This window comes from Ktedonobacterales bacterium (genome assembly GCA_036557285.1).
In the GTDB taxonomy this organism is placed as follows: domain Bacteria; phylum Chloroflexota; class Ktedonobacteria; order Ktedonobacterales; family DATBGS01; genus DATBHW01.
This window is the reverse complement of record DATBHW010000042.1, coordinates 60,633-85,540: the sequence shown is the minus strand read 5'-3', so window position 1 is coordinate 85,540 and position 24,908 is coordinate 60,633. Positions and strand designations below refer to the sequence as shown.

The 24,908-nt window shown below is 60.8% G+C and carries 21 protein-coding genes; 11 read left to right on the top strand and 10 right to left on the bottom strand.

Translation table 11 applies throughout. The features are described 5' to 3' along the window. Positions 1-17: 17 nt before the first annotated feature. The 3 genes from VH599_12450 to VH599_12440 all read right to left on the bottom strand — a co-directional run bounded on the left by VH599_12450 (position 18) and on the right by VH599_12440 (position 2,407). Positions 18-572, bottom strand: a complete 555-nt coding sequence (locus VH599_12450) for a hypothetical protein (protein HEY7349115.1) — start codon at positions 570-572, stop codon at positions 18-20. Between the two features lie 94 nt (positions 573-666). Then, complete coding sequence (locus tag VH599_12445) at positions 667-1,614, bottom strand: oxygenase MpaB family protein (GenBank protein ID HEY7349114.1); 948 nt, start codon at positions 1,612-1,614, stop codon at positions 667-669. 127 nt (positions 1,615-1,741) lie between these two features. Next, positions 1,742-2,407 (bottom strand): CGNR zinc finger domain-containing protein, encoded by a 666-nt coding sequence (locus VH599_12440; protein HEY7349113.1) that lies wholly within the window; start codon positions 2,405-2,407, stop codon positions 1,742-1,744. Positions 2,408-2,576: 169 nt separating this feature from the next. Between VH599_12440 and VH599_12435 the strand changes: the two genes are divergently transcribed. Then, the gene (locus VH599_12435) at positions 2,577-3,077 is read left to right on the top strand and encodes a ClbS/DfsB family four-helix bundle protein (protein ID HEY7349112.1); all 501 of its coding nucleotides are present in this window, start codon (positions 2,577-2,579) and stop codon (positions 3,075-3,077) included. A gap of 44 nt (positions 3,078-3,121) precedes the next feature. Here the strand turns inward: VH599_12435 and VH599_12430 are convergent, their stop codons facing one another. Next, positions 3,122-3,727 (bottom strand): Uma2 family endonuclease, encoded by a 606-nt coding sequence (locus VH599_12430; protein HEY7349111.1) that lies wholly within the window; start codon positions 3,725-3,727, stop codon positions 3,122-3,124. Positions 3,728-3,906: 179 nt separating this feature from the next. Here VH599_12430 and VH599_12425 point away from each other — a divergent pair, with 179 nt between their 5' ends. The 10 genes from VH599_12425 to VH599_12380 all read left to right on the top strand — a co-directional run bounded on the left by VH599_12425 (position 3,907) and on the right by VH599_12380 (position 17,475). Continuing rightward, on the top strand, positions 3,907-7,464 hold the full coding sequence (locus tag VH599_12425) for a hypothetical protein (GenBank protein ID HEY7349110.1): 3,558 nt from the start codon (positions 3,907-3,909) through the stop codon (positions 7,462-7,464). Between the two features lie 165 nt (positions 7,465-7,629). Further along, positions 7,630-7,944: a hypothetical protein gene (locus VH599_12420; protein ID HEY7349109.1), complete on the top strand. Its 315-nt coding sequence runs from the start codon at positions 7,630-7,632 to the stop codon at positions 7,942-7,944. Positions 7,945-7,954: 10 nt separating this feature from the next. Beyond that, positions 7,955-9,106: a winged helix DNA-binding domain-containing protein gene (locus tag VH599_12415; GenBank protein ID HEY7349108.1), complete on the top strand. Its 1,152-nt coding sequence runs from the start codon at positions 7,955-7,957 to the stop codon at positions 9,104-9,106. After that, on the top strand, positions 9,103-9,987 hold the full coding sequence (locus VH599_12410; protein HEY7349107.1) for a hypothetical protein: 885 nt from the start codon (positions 9,103-9,105) through the stop codon (positions 9,985-9,987). Before VH599_12415 ends, VH599_12410 begins: the two co-directional genes overlap by 4 nt. Positions 9,988-10,157: 170 nt before the next feature. After that, positions 10,158-11,492, top strand: a complete 1,335-nt coding sequence (locus VH599_12405; protein HEY7349106.1) for an MFS transporter — start codon at positions 10,158-10,160, stop codon at positions 11,490-11,492. 94 nt (positions 11,493-11,586) lie between these two features. After that, positions 11,587-11,970 (top strand): DUF2180 family protein, encoded by a 384-nt coding sequence (locus tag VH599_12400; GenBank protein HEY7349105.1) that lies wholly within the window; start codon positions 11,587-11,589, stop codon positions 11,968-11,970. A gap of 289 nt (positions 11,971-12,259) precedes the next feature. Beyond that, positions 12,260-12,727 (top strand): hypothetical protein, encoded by a 468-nt coding sequence (locus VH599_12395; protein HEY7349104.1) that lies wholly within the window; start codon positions 12,260-12,262, stop codon positions 12,725-12,727. A 188-nt stretch (positions 12,728-12,915) separates the two neighbouring features. After that, entirely contained in the window at positions 12,916-14,451 is a 1,536-nt protein-coding gene (gene glpK, locus VH599_12390; GenBank protein ID HEY7349103.1) for a glycerol kinase GlpK, read from the top strand. A 174-nt stretch (positions 14,452-14,625) separates the two neighbouring features. Beyond that, positions 14,626-15,609 carry an MIP/aquaporin family protein gene (locus tag VH599_12385; GenBank protein ID HEY7349102.1) on the top strand — a complete coding sequence of 328 codons (984 nt, stop codon included), beginning with the start codon at positions 14,626-14,628 and terminating at the stop codon, positions 15,607-15,609. A 183-nt stretch (positions 15,610-15,792) separates the two neighbouring features. After that, positions 15,793-17,475 (top strand): glycerol-3-phosphate dehydrogenase/oxidase, encoded by a 1,683-nt coding sequence (locus VH599_12380; GenBank protein ID HEY7349101.1) that lies wholly within the window; start codon positions 15,793-15,795, stop codon positions 17,473-17,475. On the opposite strand, the gene plsY is transcribed toward VH599_12380, so the two are convergent. The 6 genes from plsY to VH599_12350 all read right to left on the bottom strand — a co-directional run bounded on the left by plsY (position 17,424) and on the right by VH599_12350 (position 24,813). Beyond that, positions 17,424-18,107 (bottom strand): glycerol-3-phosphate 1-O-acyltransferase PlsY, encoded by a 684-nt coding sequence (plsY, locus tag VH599_12375; GenBank protein HEY7349100.1) that lies wholly within the window; start codon positions 18,105-18,107, stop codon positions 17,424-17,426. The two genes, VH599_12380 and plsY, sit on opposite strands and share 52 nt — an antisense overlap. Positions 18,108-18,270: 163 nt before the next feature. Then, positions 18,271-20,289, bottom strand: a complete 2,019-nt coding sequence (locus VH599_12370) for a serine/threonine-protein kinase (protein HEY7349099.1) — start codon at positions 20,287-20,289, stop codon at positions 18,271-18,273. A gap of 105 nt (positions 20,290-20,394) precedes the next feature. Beyond that, positions 20,395-22,002: a beta-N-acetylhexosaminidase gene (gene nagZ / locus VH599_12365; protein HEY7349098.1), complete on the bottom strand. Its 1,608-nt coding sequence runs from the start codon at positions 22,000-22,002 to the stop codon at positions 20,395-20,397. A gap of 5 nt (positions 22,003-22,007) precedes the next feature. Further along, positions 22,008-22,988: a BadF/BadG/BcrA/BcrD ATPase family protein gene (locus tag VH599_12360; protein HEY7349097.1), complete on the bottom strand. Its 981-nt coding sequence runs from the start codon at positions 22,986-22,988 to the stop codon at positions 22,008-22,010. Next, entirely contained in the window at positions 22,985-23,920 is a 936-nt protein-coding gene (murQ, locus tag VH599_12355) for an N-acetylmuramic acid 6-phosphate etherase (GenBank protein HEY7349096.1), read from the bottom strand. Before murQ ends, VH599_12360 begins: the two co-directional genes overlap by 4 nt. 146 nt (positions 23,921-24,066) lie before the next feature. After that, positions 24,067-24,813: a GntR family transcriptional regulator gene (locus VH599_12350; GenBank protein ID HEY7349095.1), complete on the bottom strand. Its 747-nt coding sequence runs from the start codon at positions 24,811-24,813 to the stop codon at positions 24,067-24,069. Positions 24,814-24,908 lie beyond the last annotated feature (95 nt).

Below are 24,908 nucleotides of genomic sequence, written 5' to 3'. Positions count from 1 at the left end.
CTCCACCGATTGCTGCGCTATAGGGGGTTCCGGGCGGCCAGTGTCTGATTGACCACCTCAACTAGTCTGGGAAACAGACGATTGCGCATGCTTGCATAGCGGCTGGCCCAGAAGCGATCATGCGCCATCAACTCCTGCTCTTGCGGGCTGAGCGTAACCATGCGGGTGTGCAGGTCTGTGATGAGTTCGAGATTGCGATAGATGCGATCAACAAGTTCGACTTCTTTTTCACTCACGATCACGAGCCAGCTAGGCTGCGCGGGCTGCCAGCGAGTGAAGTTCCAATGAGGCAGTGGATACGTCAAAAAGCCGCCTTCGGTTATAGCTGTCAGGTGTTCGTCTGAAGTGATCTCGGCTTTCTCTGTGTCGAGGTCGTTGATTTCCTGCCAGAAAGATGCAAGCGAGGCGCGGTTGCTTTGGATCTCCAGGGAGAGCAACTTGCGCGCGTTCTGGTTGGCCCGCTCCTCCAGTTGATTATAGCGCCTGACCTCCAGTTGATGCACGAAGAGGGCAATGAGGACGCCAGGAACGGCGGCTAGGAAAAAGTTGGAAATGAACTCTATGGTACTCATTACTGTGGACTCCTCTTATATATGATTGCCGTCCGCAGTATATCATCAAGAGTCCGCTAAAAAAACTGGCTTCACAGAGCTTTCCAGACCGGATTTATACGCCAACGACGCTGCTGGGTGTTTTAGTCTGCTCGTTGACTAACTCACCACGCGCGCGCCGTTGGGCGAAGTTCACCAAAACGGAGCGGCCCAGCGAGCGGGGAAAGAGGCGGCGCATCAGGCGCAGCGCGCCAGAAACCAGCTTAAATGCTATCTGGCGCGTCCAACTCCAGCGCATGCCATAGCCGTGCCGGAGTGCTGGCGGTAGTTGCCCGCCGGTAATCAAGCGCACGACTCCCCAGAACGGGCGGCGATACCAGGGCAGCGGAGGATAGAGGACGGTCTGCGCAACGGTGCGCGCTCCAGGGCTGACGGCCACTTCGCCGGAAGCAATGGCTTCGCGCAGATAGGCTTGCATAGCAGTGTAGCTGGCTGGCAGGATGGCATCGGTGAGGCCCAGCCGCCGGGCATAGCGCAGGGATTCTTGCCAGTATTGCTCGCGCTCGGCCTCAGAGAGCGGGCCGACGAAGGATTGATAGGCGCTGAGCATGCTATCAACGAAGACCACCTGCACCCAGAGCAGCGCGTCAGGGTCCATGCCGCTGTACGGCTCGCCCACCGGATGCCGTCCGGCGCTGGCCTGGTTGATTGTGCCGGTCACTGTCGCGTGCAGGCGATTGATGTAGCGCGCCGTCGTATTGACTTCGTGGGTTGTGCCGACCAGGAAGACGCTCATTGCCATGACGGTGCGGTAGACGCGGCCAAAGGGGTCTTCGGCGTAGGCGCTGTGGTCGAGCGCGCCCTGGGCTACTTTGGGATGCGCGGCCTGCATCAGAAAGGCGCGCGCGCCGCCCAGAATGAGCCACTGCTCTTGATGAAGCCGCCAGGTAAGAGAGTCCGGCCCCATGATGCCAGGGTCGGGGTCAGTGTCGCTGAGGGATAAATCGTCGGGCAGATTTGTACCCGTTACCCAGCGAATCAGGCGAATGGGGTCAATGTTCATCTCACTTCATCCCCGCGCCTCTTTTACAGACGCGCTATGGATACGCTCCTCATAGTAATTGTACCATTGGGCTTTCCCATGTGTGCATCTTATCTGCTCTGGCGTCTGCTGATCGTTACGGCAAGTGTTACGAGTAGTCGCTCACCTGCGGCTTGCGTGCCTGTGTCTGGACGCTCTGGCGTTTGCGCTGGTAGTGGCGGCGGGCCTTGTCGCGGTTGCCACAGCTTTCCATCGTACACCAGCGGCGCGTGTGGTTCTTGCTGGTGTCCAGAAAGAGCCAGCCGCAATCAGGGCTGGAGCATTCTCTCACTTGTTTCAGGTCGGGCGAGAGGAGCAGTTCTGCTGCCGAGAGTGCCACCGGCCAGAGCATCCAGCCCAAGGTCTGCTTGCTGACCTTCCAGTGCCAGGCAAAGCCGCTGGCAGTTGGCGCGATCTCTGAGCGCGACAGGGCTTGAGCGCGTGTGTTGTTGAAGATGACGAGATCATCTGTGCCGGGCGTCTTGCCCGCCAGGGCTGCCAGGAAGATGCGAAACAGCACCTCGCGGAAGACTCCGGCTTCCTGAAGGATGGCGAGCGCATCAATGGGCCGCTGGGCTGCTTCAGCGAGCAGAAGCTGGCCTTCCTCTTCGCTGAGAATGTTCGTGCGCTGGCTCCAGGCGACCAGTTCGGCGTAGCTGGTCAGATGCTCTTCCGGGTGATCGCTGGCGTGCGAATCTGCGGTGTTGATGAAATCGAGGCAAAGCCGCCCTCCTACAAGATCGAGATGCGCCTCTGCTGTTTCTGATGCGCTCATGATATTCCTCCGCGTAGTTCTCCGCTCTGACGTGGCATTGATTCCCTTATGTATCTAACCACTAAAGAGCCATTGACAGGTTAGATTTTTTCTGTTATAATCTAACCATCAATAACATCATAGCAGGTTAGAGAGAAGCTGTCAACCTCAGCATCAGGGAGTAGCGTCAATGGAAGCACTGCTGGACAAAACGACCATCCTCGACACGATAGAGACTGAGTATAAAGCGTTTGCCGATCTGCTGGCTCCGCTGGATGGGTGGCAACTGACTACCCCTGGGGTTATCGGCGCGTGGTCCATCAAAGACCTGCTGGCGCATCTTACGGTCTGGCAGAAGCATCTCTTGATGCTCCTGCGGGAGACTCTTGAGGGGACGGAGCCAGCGCCGCTGGATGATCATTCGGTATCTGATGAGATGGGGTATTGGGATGAGCAATTTTATGCAGCGGCGAAAGCGCGCCCGCTGAACGAGGTGTGGGCCGCGTTTCACGCTACGTATGCCCAGGTGAAGCAAGCGATTGAGGCGCTCAGCGAGGAGACGCTCAAAGACCCCAGGAAGTTTGCCTGGCTGGATGGAGAGGCGCTTCAGCAGATTATCGCTTCCGAGACCTACGAACACTATAACGACCACGCTCTAGCCGTTCACGTCTGGCTCGCAGATGCGGAGTGATATGACGTGTGGCTTTTCCTTCGGCAAAAGTGGGGGCTGTTTTATTAAAAGAGCTTTGAGAGGGGGTAAGAGAAGCCGGGCAACACTTCCAGCCCATCCAGCGCCTCGTTCAGCGCCAGGGTATCAATGGGTATGTCGTAGCCAGCGCGCCAGACATCCACTTGCTGACGCTTCGGCCAGAGAACCCAGACGATGCGCACGCCAGCGGCCAGGTACTGTCGGGCCTTCTCGGCCATCTCAGGTCGGTATTGATCGGGTGAAGCTATCTCTACGGTCAGGTCAGGGGCCAGGCTCCAGGCTTTGGGGTATTCTGGACTATCCGGGGCTGGCGCACGTCCAGTTCGCACAAAGGATATATCCGGTTCTAGTTCGATTGGCTTTGATTCACCAGGTATTTGCAGGCGAAAGCCCATCTCGCCCAGCACGTCCCCCAGGTTCGATTGCTCTGCATAGGTGAGCAGTGCAGCCATCAATTTTGCTGCGATCTTAGCATGCTGACCTCCTGGTGGGGGCATACGAATTAATCTCCCTCGCACTAATTCATAATGCCAGCCATCATCTGGCAGGCGCTCGAATTCCTCAAAGCTCATTGGATAGGGGGCGTCAGTGACGACCTCGCCCCACAGGGTTAGGGTCTCGTGCTGCATCATGGGGTTTCCCTCGGTTCGGCTAGCTGCGCAAGTGGTTCTTGAGTCCATTATAGCATCTCCGTTTCTTCGTTTGTTATCTTTGCTTTGCTCTGGTAGACTGGATAGGCATGGTGTTGTTTGGGGAATCACAGGTGGCAATCAGTCGTCCTTCCAGGAGATAGAGAGAGAAACGGAGAGATATGATGGCAGAGACGACAGACGAGGGAACCCCCCCATCCGCCGGGCTGCGCGACAAGCGTGTGACGCTGGATGGCTGGCGGCTGGCCCAGCGCGTAGGCGATCTGGTGATGGTCGGTAAGCGTTTCGCCTTTTTCCGGCCTGGCTGGATCGAGGAGGCAGTGCGCGGCGTTGACCAATTGGGTTTTAGTCAGGCTACGATTGATGAGTTCAAGCGGGGCGGCGCGATAGTCTTTCTTGGCGAGCAAGAGGTGACGCTGCCGGGCGCGCAAATCGCGGGCAGTTCGTTTATCTGCCCCGACCTGATCTCGCTGACCAGCGACAAGGCGCTGTATCGGGCGGGCAAAGATGCCGTGCGCCTGTTGATCGCCTCGCCGCAGCGCCCCAATCAGGAATTGAAGCTGACCCTTCGGCTGAGCGGCAATCACTACGCCAGCTATGCCATTGCTCTTGACGAGTATGGCGTTTGCCTGCGTTCTATTGCTGGCTTGCCAGAAGGCGAATACGAGGCCAGCCTGGATGGGACTGAGGCGGGATCATGCCGCTTTGAGGTGGCTGAGTATCGCCTAGCCCCGTTGACGGCTGATCTGGTGGGGCAGACGCTGGAGGGCAGCGCGCTCAGTTACACGTTGCTGCTGCGCGCCTTTGGGCAGCCGTACAGCGGCGCGGTGGAGGTTGAGCTTCAGGAGCGCGGGCAGCGCGTGGGCAAACGCCAGCAGTTGATGACCGATGCGCGGGGGCGCTGCTCCGGCAAGGTTGAACTGACCGGGGCTGGTCCCTATACCCTCAATGTGGTCGCGGGCGAGCGCACCGCGACGGTGGCTCTGAAGGGGTCCGAGCAGGAGCGCCGCGAGACGCTGACGATCAGCGAACTAGGGCAGGCGCAGGAGATGAGTCTGCTGCCTTTGCCCGGCGCGGAGGTCTGCCGGGGCCTGTACGTTTCGCCGCGCGGTATGAATACGTCGCCCTTTCTGGTGAGCCAGGTGATAGGCGAAGAGGTGGAACTGGTGGCGCGCGAGCAGGTTGATCTGCTGCGCGCGGTGATGATTGCGCCCACCACAGGCGAGACAGCCCAGATCAAGACGCAGGCGAATATCGCGTCGGGCGCGCGGCTGACGCTCACTGTACCCGCGCCGTATGGCCTGCTGCTGGTGGGGGCGTTTGTGAAGGGCAAAGCCTGGGAAGGCTGGTGCGCCGCTCTCCGTCCCAGCGGTCTGAAACTGGAGACGAGAGCGCCCAGCAAAGCGAAGCCGGGCGAGCGCGTCAAAATCATCTTGCGCACAAACCGGCCTGATCAGGTTGTGCCGGTGCAGGTGATTATCAAAGATCAGCGGTTGATCACGCCAAGCGACCCGCAGGTGGAACTGGCGGCGCGCATCAAGGCGGCGCTGACAACAGAGCGTGGCAGGCTAGGTATCGGCGCTCCAGGGGCCAGTCTCTACGCCGCTGGCTACGAGCCGCCCCTGCCGCCCGCGCCTCCTATGATGACATTTGCTGGCATGCCGCCCGCCGCGCCTGCGGGAAGGGGCGGATGGGGTCGCATGGGTGGCCGGGCTATGGCAATGGTAGCGGCTGCTCCGCAGGCTGCGCCCTACGAGGTCATGGCGCGGGCTATTACTATCAGTCCTGAGAAGAGTGCTGCCGAGCCTGCCCAGGCCGCGAAGGCCGAACTCACGCCGATTCGCGTCGAGTTTCCAGAGGTGATTCACAACAGCATCGTGTATGTCAAGGGGCAGGCTGAGGTGGCGGTGAAGCTGGGCGACGCACTGACGACGTATAGTATCGAGGCGTTTGGGCTGGCCGGGCTGGATTGGGCGCGCGAGGAGGCGCAGCTTGAGGCGCAGCTACCCGTTTATGGTGATCTGACGCTTTCGCCGTTCGTCTCCCCTGGCGATCAGGCGCAGGGGACGCTGTATGTTGGCGCGGCCAGTGGCCGGGCGCGCGTGGAGGTGCAGCGCGATGGCGAGCCAGTACCGCTGTGGGTGGATGGTCGCCGCCTTGCGCCAGGCGAAGAGGTCAAGAGCGGCGCGGTGGTGCGCTTCCCCGCGCAGCCAGGGGCATTTACGGCGATTGTGAAGGATGCGGTGACGGGCGAGGCGGATGTGAGCGAACGCTTTGTGACGCCGCCGGGGCAGATACGCTCTATCGTGAAGCGCACGCGCCTGCTGACGGCGGGCGAGACGCTGACCAGAGCAGAGGCTGGCGCGCAAAGCCTGCGCGTGCTGCCGGGGCTGGAGCGGCCCTTCCAGGTCTTTGTGCAGGGGGCCTGCGCGTATCCGCATGGCTGCATCGAGCAGAGTTCGGTCAAGCTGCTGGCGATGGTGGCGGGCTATGTCGCCAACCTGGATACGCCTGAACTGCGCGACGAATACGAAAGCTCGTCGCTGGCCTATGTCAAGCGCATTCAGAGCATGTATCTGCCGGGAAGGGGTTATACGATGTATCCCCCGAATGAAGGCGGCGGCAGGGGGCCAGACCATCATTACGCGCCGGGCGGGACGCGGCATCAGTTGAATTTGCCCAGGCCAGAGCATTTGAGCGGGATCAGCCAGGCGATGGCCGAAGCTCTCAATGAGATTCGTCGCATGGCAAGCGACGCCGCCAAAGTCTACAAAATCACGTATCCGCCGGAGCGGGTGAACGACTGCCACGACGCCTATCTGCTTCTGGCAAGCAGCCCCAGCGCCGCCAAGAAGGCGCAGGCGGCTGAGTATGTTCGCAGCCGTTTGAGCGAGCAGGATGGGCAAACAGTTGTCCGTGTGCCGCGCGATCAGCCGTCCTATCTGCTGCATGGCGCTGCCGTCGGCTCACGCGAGGAGACGGCTTATGCGGCTGCCGCGTTGCTGGCGGGAGGCGAACCACGCGATCTGCCGCTGGTCATCAAAGCGACCAATTATCTGACCAGCCAGACTAACGAAGCGGGCATTCTCTATAGCACCGTTGATACGGGAGCGATGCTGGCGCTGATGATTGGTCTGCGCGAGGCGGGCATTGGCGTGACCGGCGGCAGCGCGGACGCGCTGGAACTGAATGGCAAGCAGATGACGCTGGCGGAAGCCATCGAGTCCACCGAGCGAGTGGAATCGGTAGCCTGCCTGAAGGGTGTGCTGACGGTGGAGGTGACGGCGGAACTGGTGGAGGACTGGAATACCTTCCAGAGCGCGCTGAACGTGGAGGTTTCGCTGGAGAAGGATGGCAGGCCCGCGCCGGTCTTCAAGGTGGGCGACGCGCTCGATCTGGTGATTCGTGTGCCGCGCTACGAGCCGTGTCTGGTGGCGCACGTCTGCCTGCCAGATGGGCTGGCGCGCGTGGTTGGCGGCGGCCAGGTGAAACGCTTTGCGCTGGACTTCGCGGAAAAGACCGAACTGCGCGTGCCGCTGGCTGCTATTGGCCCGACGCTGCTGCCAGGGGAGATGGCAGACGGCAACGGGCATGCAGCGCCAGGCAGCGCGAGAGCGAAGGATGTGCCTGCGCAGCACTGGGCAGTGCTGGTGCGCAATATGTTCAAGGAGGAGCAGGCGGGGAACCCTGGCCCACTGGAAGTGCGCATCACGCCGTAATCGATGCTAAAAGGATGGTCGCTGTAGCTCGTACCGCCGCCGTCTCGGCGGCCCGTCGTTGGGTTGCCGGAACGTTGCGCTGCAAGAGGCAACGTCCGCGCAGGCTCGGCGGTACGAATGGCCGCCGAGACGGCGGCGGTACACGTGGGAAGCGAGGAAAACAGCATGGCAGCCGATGTCGTTACCTGGGAGCATCTGGTTGTGTACCTGGAGGCTGATGCCAGGCAGCAGGCGTCATTTCTGCAAGAGAAATGGCCTGGGCAGAAGTTTCCCATGTATGCTGCCCAGGCGCTGATGCCGCTGTTGGATGACTTTGGGCGGCAAGGCTGGGAGTTGGTCTCCATTCAGCCCGTAATAGTGGGGATAATGGAGACATTCAGATCACTAACCCGGCTGCGGGCTGGAAAGATAGGTGGACATCCACGTATCTCTGCGTGTTCAAGCGGCCTGTATGAAGCGCCAGGAGATCTGGTAGATTGATGGGGTTGGAGTGAAGCACCCTTTTGTACTGACCTGGGAGCAAGTTTGCGCCTGGCGACTGGTGCAGCACCATCTCAGCGAGCGAGTGGCCTTTGAGCGTCTGCTTGAAGTCGCGGGCGCGCTTATTGGTATTCAGGCCCAGGTGCTTTCGTCAGCGGAGCTTGTGCTGTGGGCGCGTGTGCAGGATATGCCATCAGATACGCTGTCAGCACTGCTCTGGAAGCAGCGTTCACTCGTCAAAACGTGGTCTATGCGCGGGACGCTACATCTATTCGATGCCGCAGAGTTTCCGCTGGTGGCCGCTGCGCTGCGAACTCGCCACCGTATTACGGGCGCGTGGCTGAAATATTACAACCTCAGCAGCGAGGAGCTTCTGGCGATCATTGAGAGGGTGAGGATCGCGCTTGATGGACGCTGCCTGACCCGCGAGCAACTGGCGGCAGAAGTGGCCCGTGTTACCGGCCTGGCGCAGGTGGAAGCGGTACTGCGCTCCGGGTGGGGCGAACTGCTCAAGCCTGCGGCGTATCATGGCTATCTCTGTTTCGGGCCGAAGCAAGAGCAGCATGTGACCTTTGTTCGGCCTGACCAATGGATAGGCTCCTGGCAGGATTATGATGCGGATGAGATGCTAATCACGATTACGCGGCGTTATCTTGCCACGTATGGCCCGGCGACGCCTGAAGATTTTGCGCACTGGTGGGGGTCGAGGTATCTCCGCGAGGTTCGGGAGGCATTCCGTCGGCTTGGTGATGAGATCACGGAGGTTTCGGTTGACGGCTGGAAAGCGTGGGCGTTGACCTCGATGATCGAACAGGTGGGAAATCTGCCCCTTCCACCACCAGCGCGCCTGCTGCCTGGATTTGATGCCTACCTGATTGGTGTCCTTCCTCATATTGAGCATCTGCTCCCTGGTTCAGTCAAAGATCAGATTTCCCGGCAGTCGGGCTGGATTTCTCCGGTGCTGCTGGCGCGTGGTCGCATTGCTGGAGTCTGGCGGCACGAGAAGCGCAGCCAGCGGGTGGTGGTACGAATTGATCCCTTTATTTCGCTGGATGCCGCCATCAAGGGGAGTATCCAGGAGGAGGCTGATCGGTTGGGCGTCTTCCTCGGCGCTCCGGCTGAAGTAGTCTATATGGAAAATGGATTGGAGGCATCATCTTGAGCAGCATATCTGCATCAAACACCTGGGAGCAGCATCCCGCCCGGCTGGCGTGGAAGACGCTGGAGCCATATCACGCGATGGTTTATTTTGCCCCGGAGGCCCGCGAAGGCTATACTGCCGCTGGCCTGAAGGGCTATTGGATGGGCTACTTTGCTTCGCGGACGGCGGCGATGGGGCCGGTGTCGGCGAACGTAGTGGCCGCGACCTTCTTTAATTTTCATCCGCGCATGGTGGCGCGGGCTATTCCCGATGCCTGGCAGTTTTCGACGCCTGAGCGGGTGCTTGCGGCTCGCTTCGAGGGGGCCGACGCGGCGCTGCGCCGACTGTTGGGCGAGCGGGTAAGCGCCCCTGAGATGGCTGAAGCGGCTGATCTGGCGCGCCAGGCGATTGAGGGATGCAGCGTGGCTGGCCGCCCGCTTTTTGCGGCGCATCTCGCGCTGCCCTGGCCTGCGGCGGCCCATCTGGCGCTCTGGCACGCGGCGACGCTGCTGCGCGAGTTCCGAGGCGACGGCCATGTGGCCGCCCTGCTGGCTGAGGGACTGGATGGCTGCGAAGCGCACCTGACGCTGGTGGGGGCTGGCAGCGCGCCCAGGGAGACGGTCCAGCCCAGTCGCGGCTGGAGCGATGAGGAGTGGGAAGCCGCGCAGGTGCGCCTGGTGAGCCGAGGCTGGCTCGACGAAACAGGCAAACTCACGGAGCGTGGTTGGGCTGGCCGGAATGCTATCGAGGAGCGTACCAACGAGTTAGCTATGCCGCCCTGGCGTCATTTAGGAGAAGAGAAGCTGGCCCGGCTCCTTGAGCTTGTCAGGCCATTGAGCGGGCTGATCGTGGAAAGGGGCGGGGTTCCCATTCCGAACCCGATGGGTCTCTCCTGGCCGTGAAACTGGCTTGACAGCCTGGCGCGGGGCATGATATGCTGTGAGCCTGTGGAACGCCCGTTCCTCATCGCGCTGCCAACTTTGCCAGTCAGGAGACTTTGCCGCATGCCCTGCTCTATCCAGAACGCCTGTCGCGTGCCAAACGCTGAGATGCGCGAACTGGAGGGGCGATTGTGAGCGCGAACACGACTACGCCTCGCCTGGCGGCCCTGCGGCATCGGGACTTCCGGCTCTTTTGGGGCGGCGAACTGATCTCTTCTACCGGCTCGCAGATGCAGGTGGTGGCGATCAACTGGCACGTCTATCAACTGCTGCAAGGGACAACCTATACCCCCACATTCTTTGGGCATCAAGTATCCGTGAGCGCCGGGGCGCTGGGGCTGGGCCTGCTGGGATTGGTGCGCGTCTTCCCTATCATCACCTTCGCGCTGCTCGGCGGGCTGCTGGCAGATCGCTTTGATCGCCGCAAACTGATTCTATGGTGCAATATTGGCTCGGTGGCTATCGCCGCTGTGCTGGCAGCAATTACATTGACGGGGCATATTACGCTGATCGCGCTCTATCTGCTGACGGCAGCCGGTATCGCTATCGAGGCGTTCGATGAGCCTGCCCAAAACTCGCTTGTGCCTCAACTGGTCCCCCGCGAGCATCTGACCAACGCCGTGAGCCTGAACTCGCTGATCTGGATGATCGGCACGATCATTGGCCCGGCGCTGGCAGGCGTGACCATCGCTCATCTGGCGATTGGTCTGGTCTATGCCCTCAATGCCCTTTCGTTTGTGGCGGTCTTTGGCGCGGTGTGGGCGCTGCGCTATCGTGGGCAGGCAGGCGTAGAGCGATCCGAGATTAGCTGGCGCTCGCTGGCGGAGGGTCTGCGCTTTGTACGGGGCACGCGGCTAATCTGGGGTACGATGCTGGTTGACTTTTACGCGACCTTCTTTTCGTCGGCGCGAACGATGCTGCCCATCGTGGCGGATCGCGTGCTGCATGTGGGCGTGCAGGGCTATGGGCTGCTGGCGACGGCTCAGCCGGTGGGGGCTGTCTCGACGGGCGTCATTCTGTCGCTGCGTCGGGACGTTCGGCGGCAAGGCTTGACGATGCTGGGAAGTGTGGCGGCCTATGGGCTGGCGACGGCGCTTTTCGGGCTTTCGCCGTTTTTCGCGCTTTCGTATCTTCTCTTTGGCCTGACGGGCGCAGGCGATACGGTCTCTACGATTATTCGGGCGACGATTCGCCACACGCTGACGCCCGATTACGTGCGGGGGCGTATGTCGAGCATCCATATGCTCCTGGCAGACGCTGGCCCGCAACTGGGCGAGCTAGAGGCCGGGCTGGTGGCGGCTTTTTTGGGCGCGCCCTTTGCTATCGTGACCGGCGGGCTGGCAACCTTCCTGCTGACAGGCTGGATTGCGTGGCGCTGGGCCGCGCTGCGCCGCTATACGAGTCCGCTGCAAGAGAAGGCGCGCAGCATCGCTGAGGCTGATAAGGAAAATGTCCTGAACGTTTGACAGCGCATAGCCCATCTGTTACCGTTCCAGAAACGGTGGAGAAGAAAAGAACGGGATCGCTCGCTCCGCGTGGCGTGGGAAAGGAGAGGCGTTGATGAACTGTTACCTGTGCCTGCGCGCTGGCGTTTCGACATCGGCGGCAGCGGTCTGCCGAAGCTGTGGGGCCGCCTGCTGTATTGACCACCTGGAGGAGCGAACCCACGCCGGACATGGCCCCGGCATGCAGCCAATGCTGGCGCCGCGCGTAGAGATTCTCTGTGAACGATGCGCGGCGTTGCAGCCCGCGCTTTTCTCGGCTGCCCGCCGGAAAGCGCCAGGAGACGTGGGCGCTTCCACCGCGCTCACGCCGGAGGCAAGGCGCACTCTGCCCGATGCTCAAGAGGCAATCACTACGATTGAAGACCTGCTGGGCCTGGAACGCGCCGAAATGCCAGCGCCTCGCAAGGGTTGGAGACGCTTCTTCGGGCGCTACAAATAAAACGCTCCTCTTCATGCAGATTTGATATAACACCGCTGTATAGCCATTTATAAACAGGAACGCGAGTTAGCGAGCATGCAGCCTCACGCGCGCTCATCTCTGAGGTGAGCGCGCTGTTTTTGTCCAGAGACGCCTGTCTTTGCCAGCGCCTCACCCTTCGTCAAAAAACTAGCTCCTTTCCCATACACTGTTGTTCGGCTCTTCCCGACAAAGGCGTAAAATGTGCGACCGATGCGGCAATGCGGTGAGTACGTTCGCCGCATCAGTTGCTTCTTCAAGGGGGATATGAATGGAAGACTTTGGAGAGCCAGCAGTGTCCTCGTTTGCCCAGGCGCCTGCGCCACGCCAGAGGGGTCGCAGGCGTCTTCGGTGGGGGGGCATCGCCCTCGCATTGACGCTTGCCCTGGGGATGGGCGCGTTCCTGGGGTCAACGCTCGGCGCGAGCCAGGTCCAGGCAGCAAAGGGCGCAAAGCCCGGCGGGGTGGATACCCGCCAGATGCCAACTGTCGGACCAGGCACGCCGGGCCAGTGTAATGGCGAACTGGTCGTCTCAAAGGTGAACAGCAGGACCATCACCGTTACCAGGTCGGATGGCAGCACCGCCACCATCCACATCAACTCAAGGACTCGCTACACGCAGAATGGTCATTCTGCTACGGTAAGCGCCGTTGTCGTCGGCTCCAAGATTTACGTCGTTGGCTCCTGCACTGGTCAGGGCAGGACCATCAACGCCACCAGCATTGAGATCGTCGGGTGATACCCGATCTTCTTGAATGCTTGTGGATACCGCTGATAGCGCCGCCTTCCGGGCGCCTCACCGACGAGGCTCACGAAAAGCGGCGCTGCTCGTAGGCATACTCCCTGGCATACTCCTTGCCGGATTTCCGAAGCGCCCAGCTTGATCGCTGGCGCGCTGAGAGATTCTGAGAAGCAGGAGGGTTTGTTATGCCTCAGTATGTGTTGGCGCTGGACCAGGGTACAACCAGTTCCCGCGCGATCCTTTTTAATCACGATGGCGCTGTTGTGAAGACGGCGCAGCAGGAGTTTCCGCAGATTTACCCCAGGCCAGGGCTGGTCGAGCATGACCCGGAGGACATCTGGAACTCGCAGCTTCAGGTGGCGCGGCAGGTGGTAAACAACGCGGGCGCGTCTGCTGCGGATATTGCCGCGATTGGCATTACCAATCAGCGTGAAACGACGATTGTGTGGGAGCGCGATACCGGCAGGCCGATCTTCAACGCGATTGTCTGGCAGAGCCGTCTGACAGCGCCGATCTGCGATGAACTGAAGGCGAAGGGCTTTGATAAAGAGATTCGGGCGCGCACTGGCCTGGTCACAGATGCGTACTTTTCGGGTACGAAGGTCAAATGGATTCTGGATCATGTGCCGGGCGCGCGCGAACGCGCCCGCCGGGGCGAGGTTCTGTTTGGCACCGTTGATACCTTCTTGATCTGGCGGCTTACGAAGGGCAAGGCGCATGTCACCGACTTTTCTAACGCTTCGCGCACGCTGCTCTATAACATCCAGAGGTTGGATTGGGATGATGTCATCCTCAACGAATTGGATGTGCCACGCCAGATGCTGCCGCAGGTGATGCCATCGAGCGCCGTCTACGGAGAAGCGGCCTCGGAGTTCTTTGGTGGGCCGATCAAGATCGCCGGGGACGCGGGCGATCAGCAGGCGGCTACGTTCGGCCAGGTGTGTTATGAAGCGGGCCAGGCTAAAAATACCTATGGTACTGGCTCCTTTATGTTGATGAACACGGGCGGCAAGCCGGTCCCTTCTCCCAGCGGCTTGCTGACAACCATCGCCTGGGGGTTGGGGGATGCGGCCAGACCCAATGTGACCTACGCGCTGGAGGGGAGCATTTTTATCACCGGGGCAGCGGTGCAGTGGCTGCGCGACGGCCTGGGGATTATCAAGAGCAGCAGCCAGGTGGAGGGTCTGGCGAGTACTGTGCCGGATAATGGCGGGGTCTATCTGGTTCCGGCTTTTGTGGGGCTGGGCGCGCCCTATTGGGATGACCGGGCGCGCGGCGCCATTGTCGGCCTGACACGCGGGACGACTGCCGGGCATATCGCCAGAGCCACGCTGGAAGCGATAGCCTATCAGACCCGCGACGTGGCTGAAGTGATGACGCTGGACAGCCAGGAGCCGCTGCGGCGGCTGCGCGTGGATGGCGGCGCGGTTGCCAATAATCTGCTGCTGCAATTCCAGGCGGATATTCTGGGCGTGCCAGTGGAGCGGCCCAGGGTCGCCGAGACGACGGCGCAGGGCGCGGCGTATCTGGCTGGCCTGGCGACGGGCTTCTGGCGTAATCAGCAGGAACTGATCGAACACTGGGCGCTCGATCAGGTGTTTGAGCCGCGCATGGGCAAAGATCAGCGCGAAGCACTATACGCGAACTGGAAGCGGGCGGTGGATCGCTCCCGCAACTGGGAGACGCCGCAGCAGCAAAAACGCGAGGCCCTTACTGTTTAGGTAATACCACTTGCTGAACAAGCGTGGCGCTTGCCTGGAGGGGGCAGCGTCCGCGCGAGCGCGGCGGTTCGCCGCCAGGGACGGCGGCGGTACAGGCGGATGGACGCCTGGAAGGCGGCGCTACAAGTGGCCGCTGAGACGGCGATACATACAGCTTCTTTAGGAGAACAAGACATGCAAGGCTCATTGCTCAACATTGATCGTGTTCGCGCGAACAGGTTCCTGGGCAGCATCTGGGGGGAACTCATAGCTGAGTTTCTGGGTACGATGGTGCTGATCCTCTTTGGCGATGGCGCTGTGGCAATCGCCCTGGGAGCCGGTACGGGGTTCAACAATCCCCTGTTCAATAACTGGATGGTGATTTCCCTGGGGTGGGGTCTGGGTGTTATGCTGGGCGTCTATGTGGCTGGCGCGGTGACTGGCGCGCACATCAATCCGGCGGTCACATTGGCCTTTGCTTTGCGGAGGAAGTTTCCCTGGGCGAAGGTCGTCCCATACTGGATTGCTCAAGTCCTGGGGGCGTATGCTGGCGCGGCGATGGTGTACTTCAACTACAATTGGTTTATCTCGAACTATGAAGCCGCGAATCATATCATTCGCGGCGTGACAGCCAACAACGCGGCCATTTTGTCAGCGAAGATTCTCTACACGTTCCCGAACTCGTTGCAGATTCCGGGTAATCCTCCCGCGACCGTCTCGAACCTGGCCGGATTCGCCGATCAGGTGTTGGGAACGGCGCTGCTGGTGGGCCTGATTTTTGCTGTGGTTGATCTGTTGAACCAGCCAGTGCAATCGAACCTCGCGCCTTTTATCATTGGTTTGATCGTGGTGGCAATTGGCCTGTCCTTTGGGTTGAATGCAGGGTATGCGATTAACCCGGCGCGCGATTTTGGCCCGCGTTTGTTCGCGTTCACCGTTGGCTATGGGCTGCTCGCTATTCCCGGCCCAGGAGGGTATATGTGGGTGCCGATTGTCGGGCCGCTCGTCGGCGGTGTCATTGGGGCGCTGGTCTATGACCTGGGCATTCACTCGGTTCTGGTGGCGCGCCACGAACAAGCAGCGAGCGCCCTTGAAGAACGCGGCAGAACCGTCCGAGAGCAACCAGGAGCGGCTGGCCCTGAGATGGAGGAGCGTGGCCGTACTACCCGCGAGGTCTGAACGGCCTGTGTTTCCTGCTGCGTGGTGGCTGGGAAAGGGAGTTGCTCGTTGTAGGTGTGTGGAAAATAGAGTCTGTTGCTGGTGTATGAGGATAAGGATACGCAGGTGGAAAGTCAACTATGCGAAAGGAGGGGGCGCTTCCTCCCACTTCTCTCGGCAGTGGGTACCCGCGCCCAAAAGAGCATGGAAACCTTTTCGGCTGCGGCGCGCGGCGAATATCTCGAACGGATGGCCCGCGAACCTTTTGATGTGCTGGTCATCGGCGGTGGCATTACGGGAGCAGGCGTTGCGCTTGACGCGGCTACACGCGGCTATTCGGTGGCGCTGGTGGAGCGCAGCGACTTTGCCAGCGGCACCAGCAGTAAATCAACGAAGCTGGCGCATGGGGGCATCCGTTATCTGCCCCAATTCGATTTTGGCCTGATCCATGAGGCGCTGGTTGAGCGCGGGCTGATGCTGGAGAATGTGCCGTTTCTGGTGCGCCCGATGGGCTTTGTGCTGCCGATGTATCAGGGTGATCGCCATCCGGTGGGCTTGCCGGTGACGCTGCCAGGCGGCATAGGCAATAGCTGGGTGCTGGATATTGGCCTGCACCTTTATGATGCGCTGGCCGGACGTCGGAACATTCAGCGCCACCGCCGCATCAGCCAGGCAGAAGCACTGAGGCTGGCTCCGGCGCTGAAGCCTGAAAAGCTGCGGAATGCTTTCACCTATTACGATGCCCAGCTTGATGACGCGCGCTTAACGCTGGTGGGGCTGCGAACGGCGGCCCGCTGGAACGCGGCCATTGCCAACCACGCGGAAGTGATCGGTTTCCAGCAGCGCGATGGTAAGCTTTCTGCCGCGCAGGTGCGCGATAAGCTGACGGGGCGCGAGTTGACGATTCAGGCGCGCCATTTTGTGAATGCGGGCGGTGTCTGGGCAGAACGGATTGAGGCGCTGACGGGCGGAGCAGCCCAAATTGAGGTGCAGCCGAGCAAGGGCGTGCATCTGGTGGTTTCACGCGAGCGCCTGCGGCTGGAGGAGATGGCGATTGTTCTGCCGCAGACGGAAGATAACCGCATCCTGTTTGTGATCCCCTGGGAGGGCCGGGCGATTATCGGGACTACCGATACGGGCGCTGGCGATCTCGATCATCCCACCACCAGCCAGGAAGACATTGAGTATCTTATCCGGCATGTGAACCGCTATCTGGACGTGCATCTGACCCAGGATGATGTGGTAAGCACCTTTGCGGGGTATCGCCCGCTGGTCCGTTCGCGCGATAAGACGCAGGGCAAGAATCTGTCGCGCACCCACGCGATTCTGGAACACCCTAACGGCCTGATTTCGATTGTCGGCGGGAAGCTGACGACCTGGCGTCGGATGGGCCAGGATACGGTTGATCACCTGGCGCGGCGTGATCATCTGCCAATTCGGCATCCCACCGAGCATTTGCTGCTGCTGGGGGCCGAACGCTGGTCGGAAGCTGCTGAGGAGCTTTCCAGGCGGGCGCGCGCGTTGGGGCTGGGCGCGGATATTGTGGAGCATCTTGGCTTGTACTATGGCGGTGAGGCGCTGGCGGTGCTTGATCTGATCGATCACGATGCCAGCCTGGCGCGGCGCATTGTGCCTGATCTGCCCTATATTCGGGCGGAGGCGCCGTATGCCTGCCGCGCTGAGATGGCGCTGAAACTGGAAGATATGATGGAGCGCCGCACGCGCCTGGCGATTGAAGATCGCCAGCGAGGCGCTGACGTTGCTGGAGATGTGGCGAAACTGATGGCCCTTCAGCTTGGCTGGTCGGCAGGGCAAAAACGCGAGCAGATCAACGCTTATCGCGCCTGGGTGGGCAAAGAGGAGCTATCAGAGCAGGCGCCTGTTTGAGCCGTTTCCAGCTTGATCTGGACTTTCTCGCCGACTTTGCGCTCTGTGCCTGCGAGCAGCCGCCGGATGTTATCATGATGCTCGGCAACCACCCAGGCGCTGCTGACGAGGGCGTAAGCGAAGTGCGCCCAGGAGTCGCGTTTACTGAGCGCCAGAGACAGTGACATCACCGCCTGGCTGGAGACGCCGATCATCGATCCCAACGAGATATAGCGCGTCAGGGCGATAGGCACAGCGGCAGCTATCAGGGCGGTCCAGGTGATGAACGGGTTCATGGGCAGCATCGCGCCGCCAGCGGTCAGGACGCCGCGCCCACCCCGGAAGCGCAGGAAGATCGAGCGTGTGTGTCCGAGAACTGCTCCCATACCTGCGGCTGCGTCGTTCCAATCGTCGCGCGGCTTGAAGAGCGCGCGCGAAAGCAATACCGGCAGCGCGCCCTTGAGTATATCCAGAACAGCGACCAGTCCGGCGCTGCGAGGGTCGAGGATGCGCAGCACGTTGGTTGCGCCGGTTCTGCCGCTGCCATAGCGGCGCACATCAACGCCCTTCCAGCGCCCGATCATCACCCCGGAAGGGAACGAGCCAAGCGCATACCCCAGCAGCAAGGAGAGGAGCCAGCGAACAACACGCATGGAGAGCGCCCCCTTTCTGGCGCTACAGGTGGTTTCCCGCAGCATGTGTGCCAGCACAGGCGCCCGGCGAACTGCGTGAAAGGGCAGCGCGCGCCTGGGCCAGCGTTGGGCCGCCGGGACGGCGGCGCTACGAGTGGCCGCTGAGACGGCGGCGCTACGGGGTTTATGTCGTCTGCGGAACGCGGTAGGCGCGAATCCCTGTTATCGAGGCAAAGTCGCGGGTAGCCAGGATGAGCCTTGCCTGCGCGTTAGGCAGAGGAATCTTCGCGTCCACCAGAGGATGGTTATCGAAGTAGGACAAGAGGCGTGTGCCGTCCAGTACGAGGATAAGCGTATGCTTCTTACCATCGGTCCAGGCTGTGCTTCCACCGGAGGCTGTGCCATCGTTAGTAAAGTTTCTATTATTCGTTGAGTGCGCGGCCTGCGGGGCTGCGCTGTTGGTGAATCGCAGGCGATAATAGAGATGGCCGCTCTTTCCGGTAGTAGTGGTATCCAGCAGGATATAGAACTCTCGGTCGGATGCCGCCGTCAAATCAACGGCGATAGCCAGGGGAGTCGGGAACGTCCGGGCGCTGTAGGTCAGGATGCCATTTGTAAGATTTACTCTGCCTGGTGGGGTACGCAGATCAGCACGCCCATTTTTATCAAGCAGGGCTGGCCCGTCCCACGGTCCAGACCCCTGGTTCAGATCAACGGTGACGAATGGGCTTTGCGCGAGGATGCGGGTGAGAAGGTCGGCTGCCAACACTTGCGTGGGTGTGGGTGTTGGTCCGAGCGTGGCTGTGGTGGTTGGCGCAGATGTCGGCTGCTGAGTAATCTGAGCGACGGGTGTATTATTTTGCGGCGTACTCTTTTGGAATGGGCCTATTTGCATGAACGCTCCGCCGCCCAGGACAGCGCCCAACAGCACGACGGCAGCCAGCGCGGCCAGTGCGACCATCAAACCGCGTCGGCGTGGCCGACCCTCCGAAGCTGGTTTGTCGCCTTTGGGCGCTTTGGGGGGCTGACTGGGTTTTTCGACTGGAAGCGTCGGAAGTGACCCTTCGTCCACCTTTCCTGCAATCGTGGGCAGCGAACTCTCGGCAGCCTGCGCCTTCGGCTCCACAGGGTCTCTTGATGTTACCAGATCGTCGGTGATGATGGTGGCGGCAGAGGACACCCCTGAAGACCCCAGCACAGCCGTCGGGGCCAGGGGAATATCTTGCCCGGATTCTTTGGGCTTTTCCCTGGGCTTTTCCGATTGCAGGTCAGCGGCTCGAACGGCTGGCATGATGGGAAAAGAGTCGTGCGAAGGGACCAGGCCGGCCTCCGCCAGCGCCTCACGGGCAGCCTCCGCCATGCTTCCTACGGATGGATAACGTTCCTCTGGTGTCTTTGCCATGCCGCGCTGGACGATGCTGGCAAGCGATTCAGGGATGCCTTTCACCAGGGAGGCGACAGATGGGGGGGCGTCGTTTAGATGACGAAACATGAGTTCAACGGGCGAGCCGCGATAGGGGAGATCGCCGGTCAAGAGATAAAAGAAGAGGATCGCCAGCGAATATTGGTCGCTGGCAGGGCTGGCGTGGCCCTGGAACTGCTCTGGAGCCATGTAGGTGGGCGTGCCGGAGAGGTGGGTGGTATTGGTGGAATAGGCGAGAAACTTGGAAAGGCCAAAATCGGCGAGAAAGAGGTGCAGACGCTTCATGCCACGCCCGCCTCCGCTGGAGCGTGAAAGCGAACGAATCAGAAAATTAGCTGGTTTCACGTCGCGGTGGATGAAGTTGCGGTCATGCGCGTACTGGAGGGCGGATGCAGCCTGCTCGATATACAGCAGAGCTTCCCCAGGCGGCAAGGGGAGGTGAAGCTGCTGGCGTGGCCCAGAACGCAGCGCGTCCTGAAGCGAGCCTTCAGGAATGTAGGGCATTACCAGATAGGCGGTGTCCCCCTCGCGTCCGGTATCATACAGCGATAAAATATGCGGATGCTCCAGCGCCATCAGCGCCTCGGCCTCGCGTGTCAACTCTTCCGCCGGTTCGGCGCCCCCAGGCGGGACATCGGCTTTGACATCCAGATGCACCAGTTTGATGGCAACCTGGCGCTTCAGACGAAGCTGGTCGGCAAGGAAGACTTGCCCCATGCCACCTTCGCCAATTTTCTTGAGCAGCTTGTAGCCAGCAATTTCTTGCCCATCTTGTGCCACGACATTTTTCCTCCCCTGTGAGCTTTGCCTGGTCGGCGTAATGGGAGTATAGCAGTTTCAACAACAACAGGCAAGGCCCATTCCCATCAGCAAATGGTTTCTGATCTATGCCAGTCCTGGGAGGCTCACCGGCAAGCGTCCTTGCGGTTGTATTTCGCCAAAGAGGACGCGCGCCGCCGCCGCCAGGGCTGGCTGGGTGTATTCATAGGTGGCGAGATAGGTGCGCAGGGCCGGAAAAGCCAGCAAATCATACGGATTGCCCACAGCAACGCCTATGACGGGTGCGTCTGTCTGGAGCAAGGCTTGCATAAGTTGTGTCTGGTGTTTGTCCAGATTGGCGTTCATAGTGAGCACGATGGTTGCTTTTGCACTCCTGGCGGCTTGCAGCGCCCGCTGGTATTCGGCCTCGGTTGGCTGAGGAGAAAGAGAGAGGATGTTTACCGCGTTGTGGCGCTGGCGGATGATTTCAGCAAAGAACTTGTGATGATGCGCTTTGTCTGAAGCCTGGGAAAAAGTAGTGGGCCTGGGCAAGAGGACGAGAAGCGCATCTGACGGGTCCAGGCGGAGCGGCAGCAGCGCATCTTCGTTTCTGACGAGGGTGGTTGATTGTTCGTAGGCGCGCTGAGCAAGCTGTTGGTGTGCTTCGCTGCCGGCCCAGGCTGGCGGCGCGGCGGGCAGGGCGTCATCCCAGGATACAAGGCGCTGCTTGAGGCGCAGCACGCGCTCTACGGCCTGGCTGATGGTTTCCGGGGGGAGCGCGCCTGATCTGGCTCCGGCTAGTGCGGCCTCGATGCTGGCGCGCTGGCGGTCATAGCGATGCGAGACCAGGACCAGATCGGTCCCAGCCTTCAGCGCCAGTATCGATCCCTGTTCAGCGCCAACGGTTTTGGTGATGGCGTCCATTTCCATACAGTCGGAGATGACGACGCCCTCATAGCCAAGCTGCTCGCGGAGCAGGTCATGTATGACGGCGGGCGATACGGTGGCAGGCAGCCCATCGGGCGGCATAATGGCGGGCAGGGAGATGTGCGCGATCATTACCGTGTCTGCGCCCGCCTCGATGCCGCGCTTGAAGGGGACGAGTTCGACGGCAGACAGGCGCTCCATGCTGTGTGGGACAACTGGCAGGGCGCGATGAGAGTCCGTTGCGGTGTCGCCATGACCCGGAAAGTGCTTGATCGCAGTGATAATACCAGCAGCGCGATAGCCCCGCACCGCAGCGGCGGTGAGTCGGGCCACCTGCTGGGGGTCTTCGCCGAACGAGCGCACGCCGATGACCGGATTGGCAGGGTTGTTGTTGACATCGGCAACTGGCGCGAGGTTCATGTTGATGCCGACGGCTTTGAGTTCTTCGCCGGTGGCCTGGGCCACGTCATAGGTTATCTGCTCTGAGCCGATGGCGCCCAGGGCCATGCTGCCCGGAAAGGCGGTCATATCCGGCCCCAGCCGCCGCACCATGCCGTTTTCCTGGTCAATGCTGATGAGCAGGGGATAACGATGCCCGGCTGCCTTTGCTGCTCCTTGCAGGCTGCGAGTCAGCGCCGAGACCTGCTGGGCGCTGGCGATGTTGCGCGAAAAAAATATGACGCCGCCAACATGGTAACGCTGAATCAGGTCAATGATCCCTGGCGAGGCGCTGGTTCCGTCGAAGCCAACCATAAAAAGCTGGCCGATTTGCTGCTCAAGGGTCATTCCGGTGGTGTCTCCTGGCATGTGGGTTATCTCCTTTGAGAGACATTGTGCGCTGGCTTGTTGGCCCATGTGCTGGCCGTTTCCAGGTGGATAGCCGCGCGGGCGGCGCTGAGCGCGGGCTGATCAACGATAGCAACGCGGCCAAGGGGCTGGCGGCGGCGGATGCGGCGCAGCGTCTGGCTGCGGAAAGCGGCTTCGTGCAGGAACAGTCCTCCGCCAAGCGCCAGAGCAACGCGCCCGCCTGAGAAATCAAGAGCGTTGCAAACGGTGATGGCTGCGAGGGCCAGTTCATCTGCGGCGTGCCGCGTAATCTTGCGCGCCGCGTGATCTCCGGCGCGGGCCGCCAGGAAGACCAGGGACGAGAGGCGCGCGATTTCGGCTTTGTCATCGTTGTTATAGACACGCCCGATCATATCGTCTGGTCTATCAAGGTTCCAATGGGTCATGATATGCTCCAGCAGAGCGGTGGCCTCGCCCCGGCCATCGGCAGCGCGTGTTGCCGTCTGCAAGGCCAGGCGGCCTATGTCATAGCCGCTGCCTTCATCCCCCAGGATATGCCCCCAACCGCCAGCGCGCGTGATAACGCCGCGCGCGTCTCTCCCCAGGGCGATTGAGCCGGTTCCCGCGACGAGCGCCACGCCAACGGCGTCATCCAGGGCGCTCAGCAGGAGTTCGGCGTCGTTAGTGAGACGGATGAAGTCGGCCAGCGACTGAAGCCAGGGGAGGAGCAGAGCCAGATCGCCGGGCCGATCAACGCCTGCCAGGCCAAGCCACGCGGCCTTGAGAGGCAATCGGCAGGCGGCGCAGGCTGCTGCCTGCTCAGCCGCCGCGTGGAGATGTTTGATGGCTTGCTCGACGCCGACAGCCGCGTAATTTGCGCTGCCAGCCAGCGCGCGCCCGCGCTCGATGCCCTGCGCATCTACGATCACGGCCAGCGTTTTGCTGCCGCCGCCGTCAATGCCCAGGAAATGAGGATTGGGATGTTTATCGGCTGAAATGCTGGTCATGGGCGCGCGTCCAGGGCTGCGCGAAGAATGCTGCCATGTGCGGCAAGGCGCGCTCTGGCCTGCTCCGGCTCGATGTTGGCGCGCGCTGCGAGGATGGCGGTCTTGACCTCGCCGCCTGAAGCCACGAGCAGGGCCTCGGCGGCATCCTGCTCCAGTCCGGTAGCCTGCCGCACGATCTCTAAAGCGCGTTGATGGAGTTTCTGGTTAGTCGGCTGAACATCTACCATCAGGTTGCCGAACGTCTTGCCCAGCAGAATCATCGCGCCGGTGCTGAGCATATTCAGCACCATCTTCTGCGCAGTGCCTGCTTTCAGGCGTGTCGAGCCGCTGATGACTTCTGGCCCGACGATTGGCGCGATGATGATGTCTACCTGCTGTTCCAGCGGTGTGCCAGCGTTGCAGGCCAGGCCAATGGTCAGCGCGCCTTGTTCTCTGGCGTAGGCGATGGCCCCAAGGACATAAGCCGTTCGCCCGCTGGCGGTGATGCCCACCAGCGCGTCTGCCTCGGTGATGTTGAACTGCGCCGCGTCGGCCCTACCAGACTCGGCGCTGTCCTCTTTGTCCTCCATAGCCCTGGTAAGGGCCGATGGGCCGCCAGCCATACAGCCAATAATCATGTCGGAGGGCGTGTTGAAGGTTGGCGGACACTCCGAGGCATCGAGCGCGCCCAGGCGGCCCGACGTGCCAGCGCCCATATAGATCAGCCGACCACTACGCCTCAGCCGCGCCGCAATCGCTTCAATGGCTCTGGCGATCTGTGGCAATTCCTGCTGAACAGCGCCCGCGACTCTGGCGTCTTCCGCATTCATGGCGCGGACGATCTCCAGAGGCGTCATGCGGTCAATCTCCCTGGTCGCCTGATTAACCTGTTCGGTTGCGAGTTGGTTATAAGGCTGCCCCTGCGAAAGACGCGCGTTCGGATCGGCTGACATGCTGCCTGCCCTTCTCTGCTCGTTCAATATCCTCTGATATTTCACTAAGAATGCCTCACACAACCGACGGTTGGCCCCACCCCTGCCGCCTGGAAGGACGGCGCTACAACCCCGCCCCTGCTCGTGCGGAGGTTGTGTGAGGCGCTCTAAGAGAACAACTGCTCGCGCCGAAGGTGGGTATAGAAGATATATTTGTTGCCGCAGTAGACAGATTTGGCGTACTCGATGGGCTGATAGCGGTCAGTAAAGGTGGTGCGGCGGGTATACAGAACGGAACTGCCAACGGGGATTTTCAGGATTTGCGATTCTTCATTGCCTGCCAGCCCGGCCTCCAGTTCTTGCTCGGCTTCCATGAGCGGCACGCCGTATTTCGATTCGAGCAGCCGATAGAGTGAGTTTTGTTCCAAATCTTCTTCCAGCAGCTTTTCGCAGCCCTTGAAATTGATATGAGAAAGCTCGATGGCAAGCGGCTCACCATCGGCGAGGCGCAGCCGGTGCAAGCAAAAGATCAAATGGCCCACACTCACACGGAGTTTTTCGGCGGTGATCTCTGTGGCGGGGCGCATCTGGACCGAAAGCACTTTTGTACTCGGCTGCTGGCCGCGCGCGCGAATATCTTCGGTAAAGCCGGTGAGGCGCATCAATTGCTGGGTAATCTTGTGGCGGGTGACAAATGTGCCTTTGCCTTGCTCGCGGTAGAAGACGCCTTCGTTCACCAGATCGGTGATGGCCTGGCGAGTGGTCATGCGGCTGATGCCATAGGTTTCGCTTAATTCGCGTTCAGATGGGATGAGGTCGCCAGGCTTCCATTCCCCGGAGCGAATCTTTTCTCGTAAGATTTCTTTCAACTGATGATAGCGAGGGACAGGGCTATGCCGGTAAATAGTACTCATGCTCTCTCATCCCAACCTTTCTAGCGTGTTCACAAACTCTCCAGGCATTATATGAGATAGCAGCCGGTAAGCATAGGCCCTGGAGTTATTGAAGG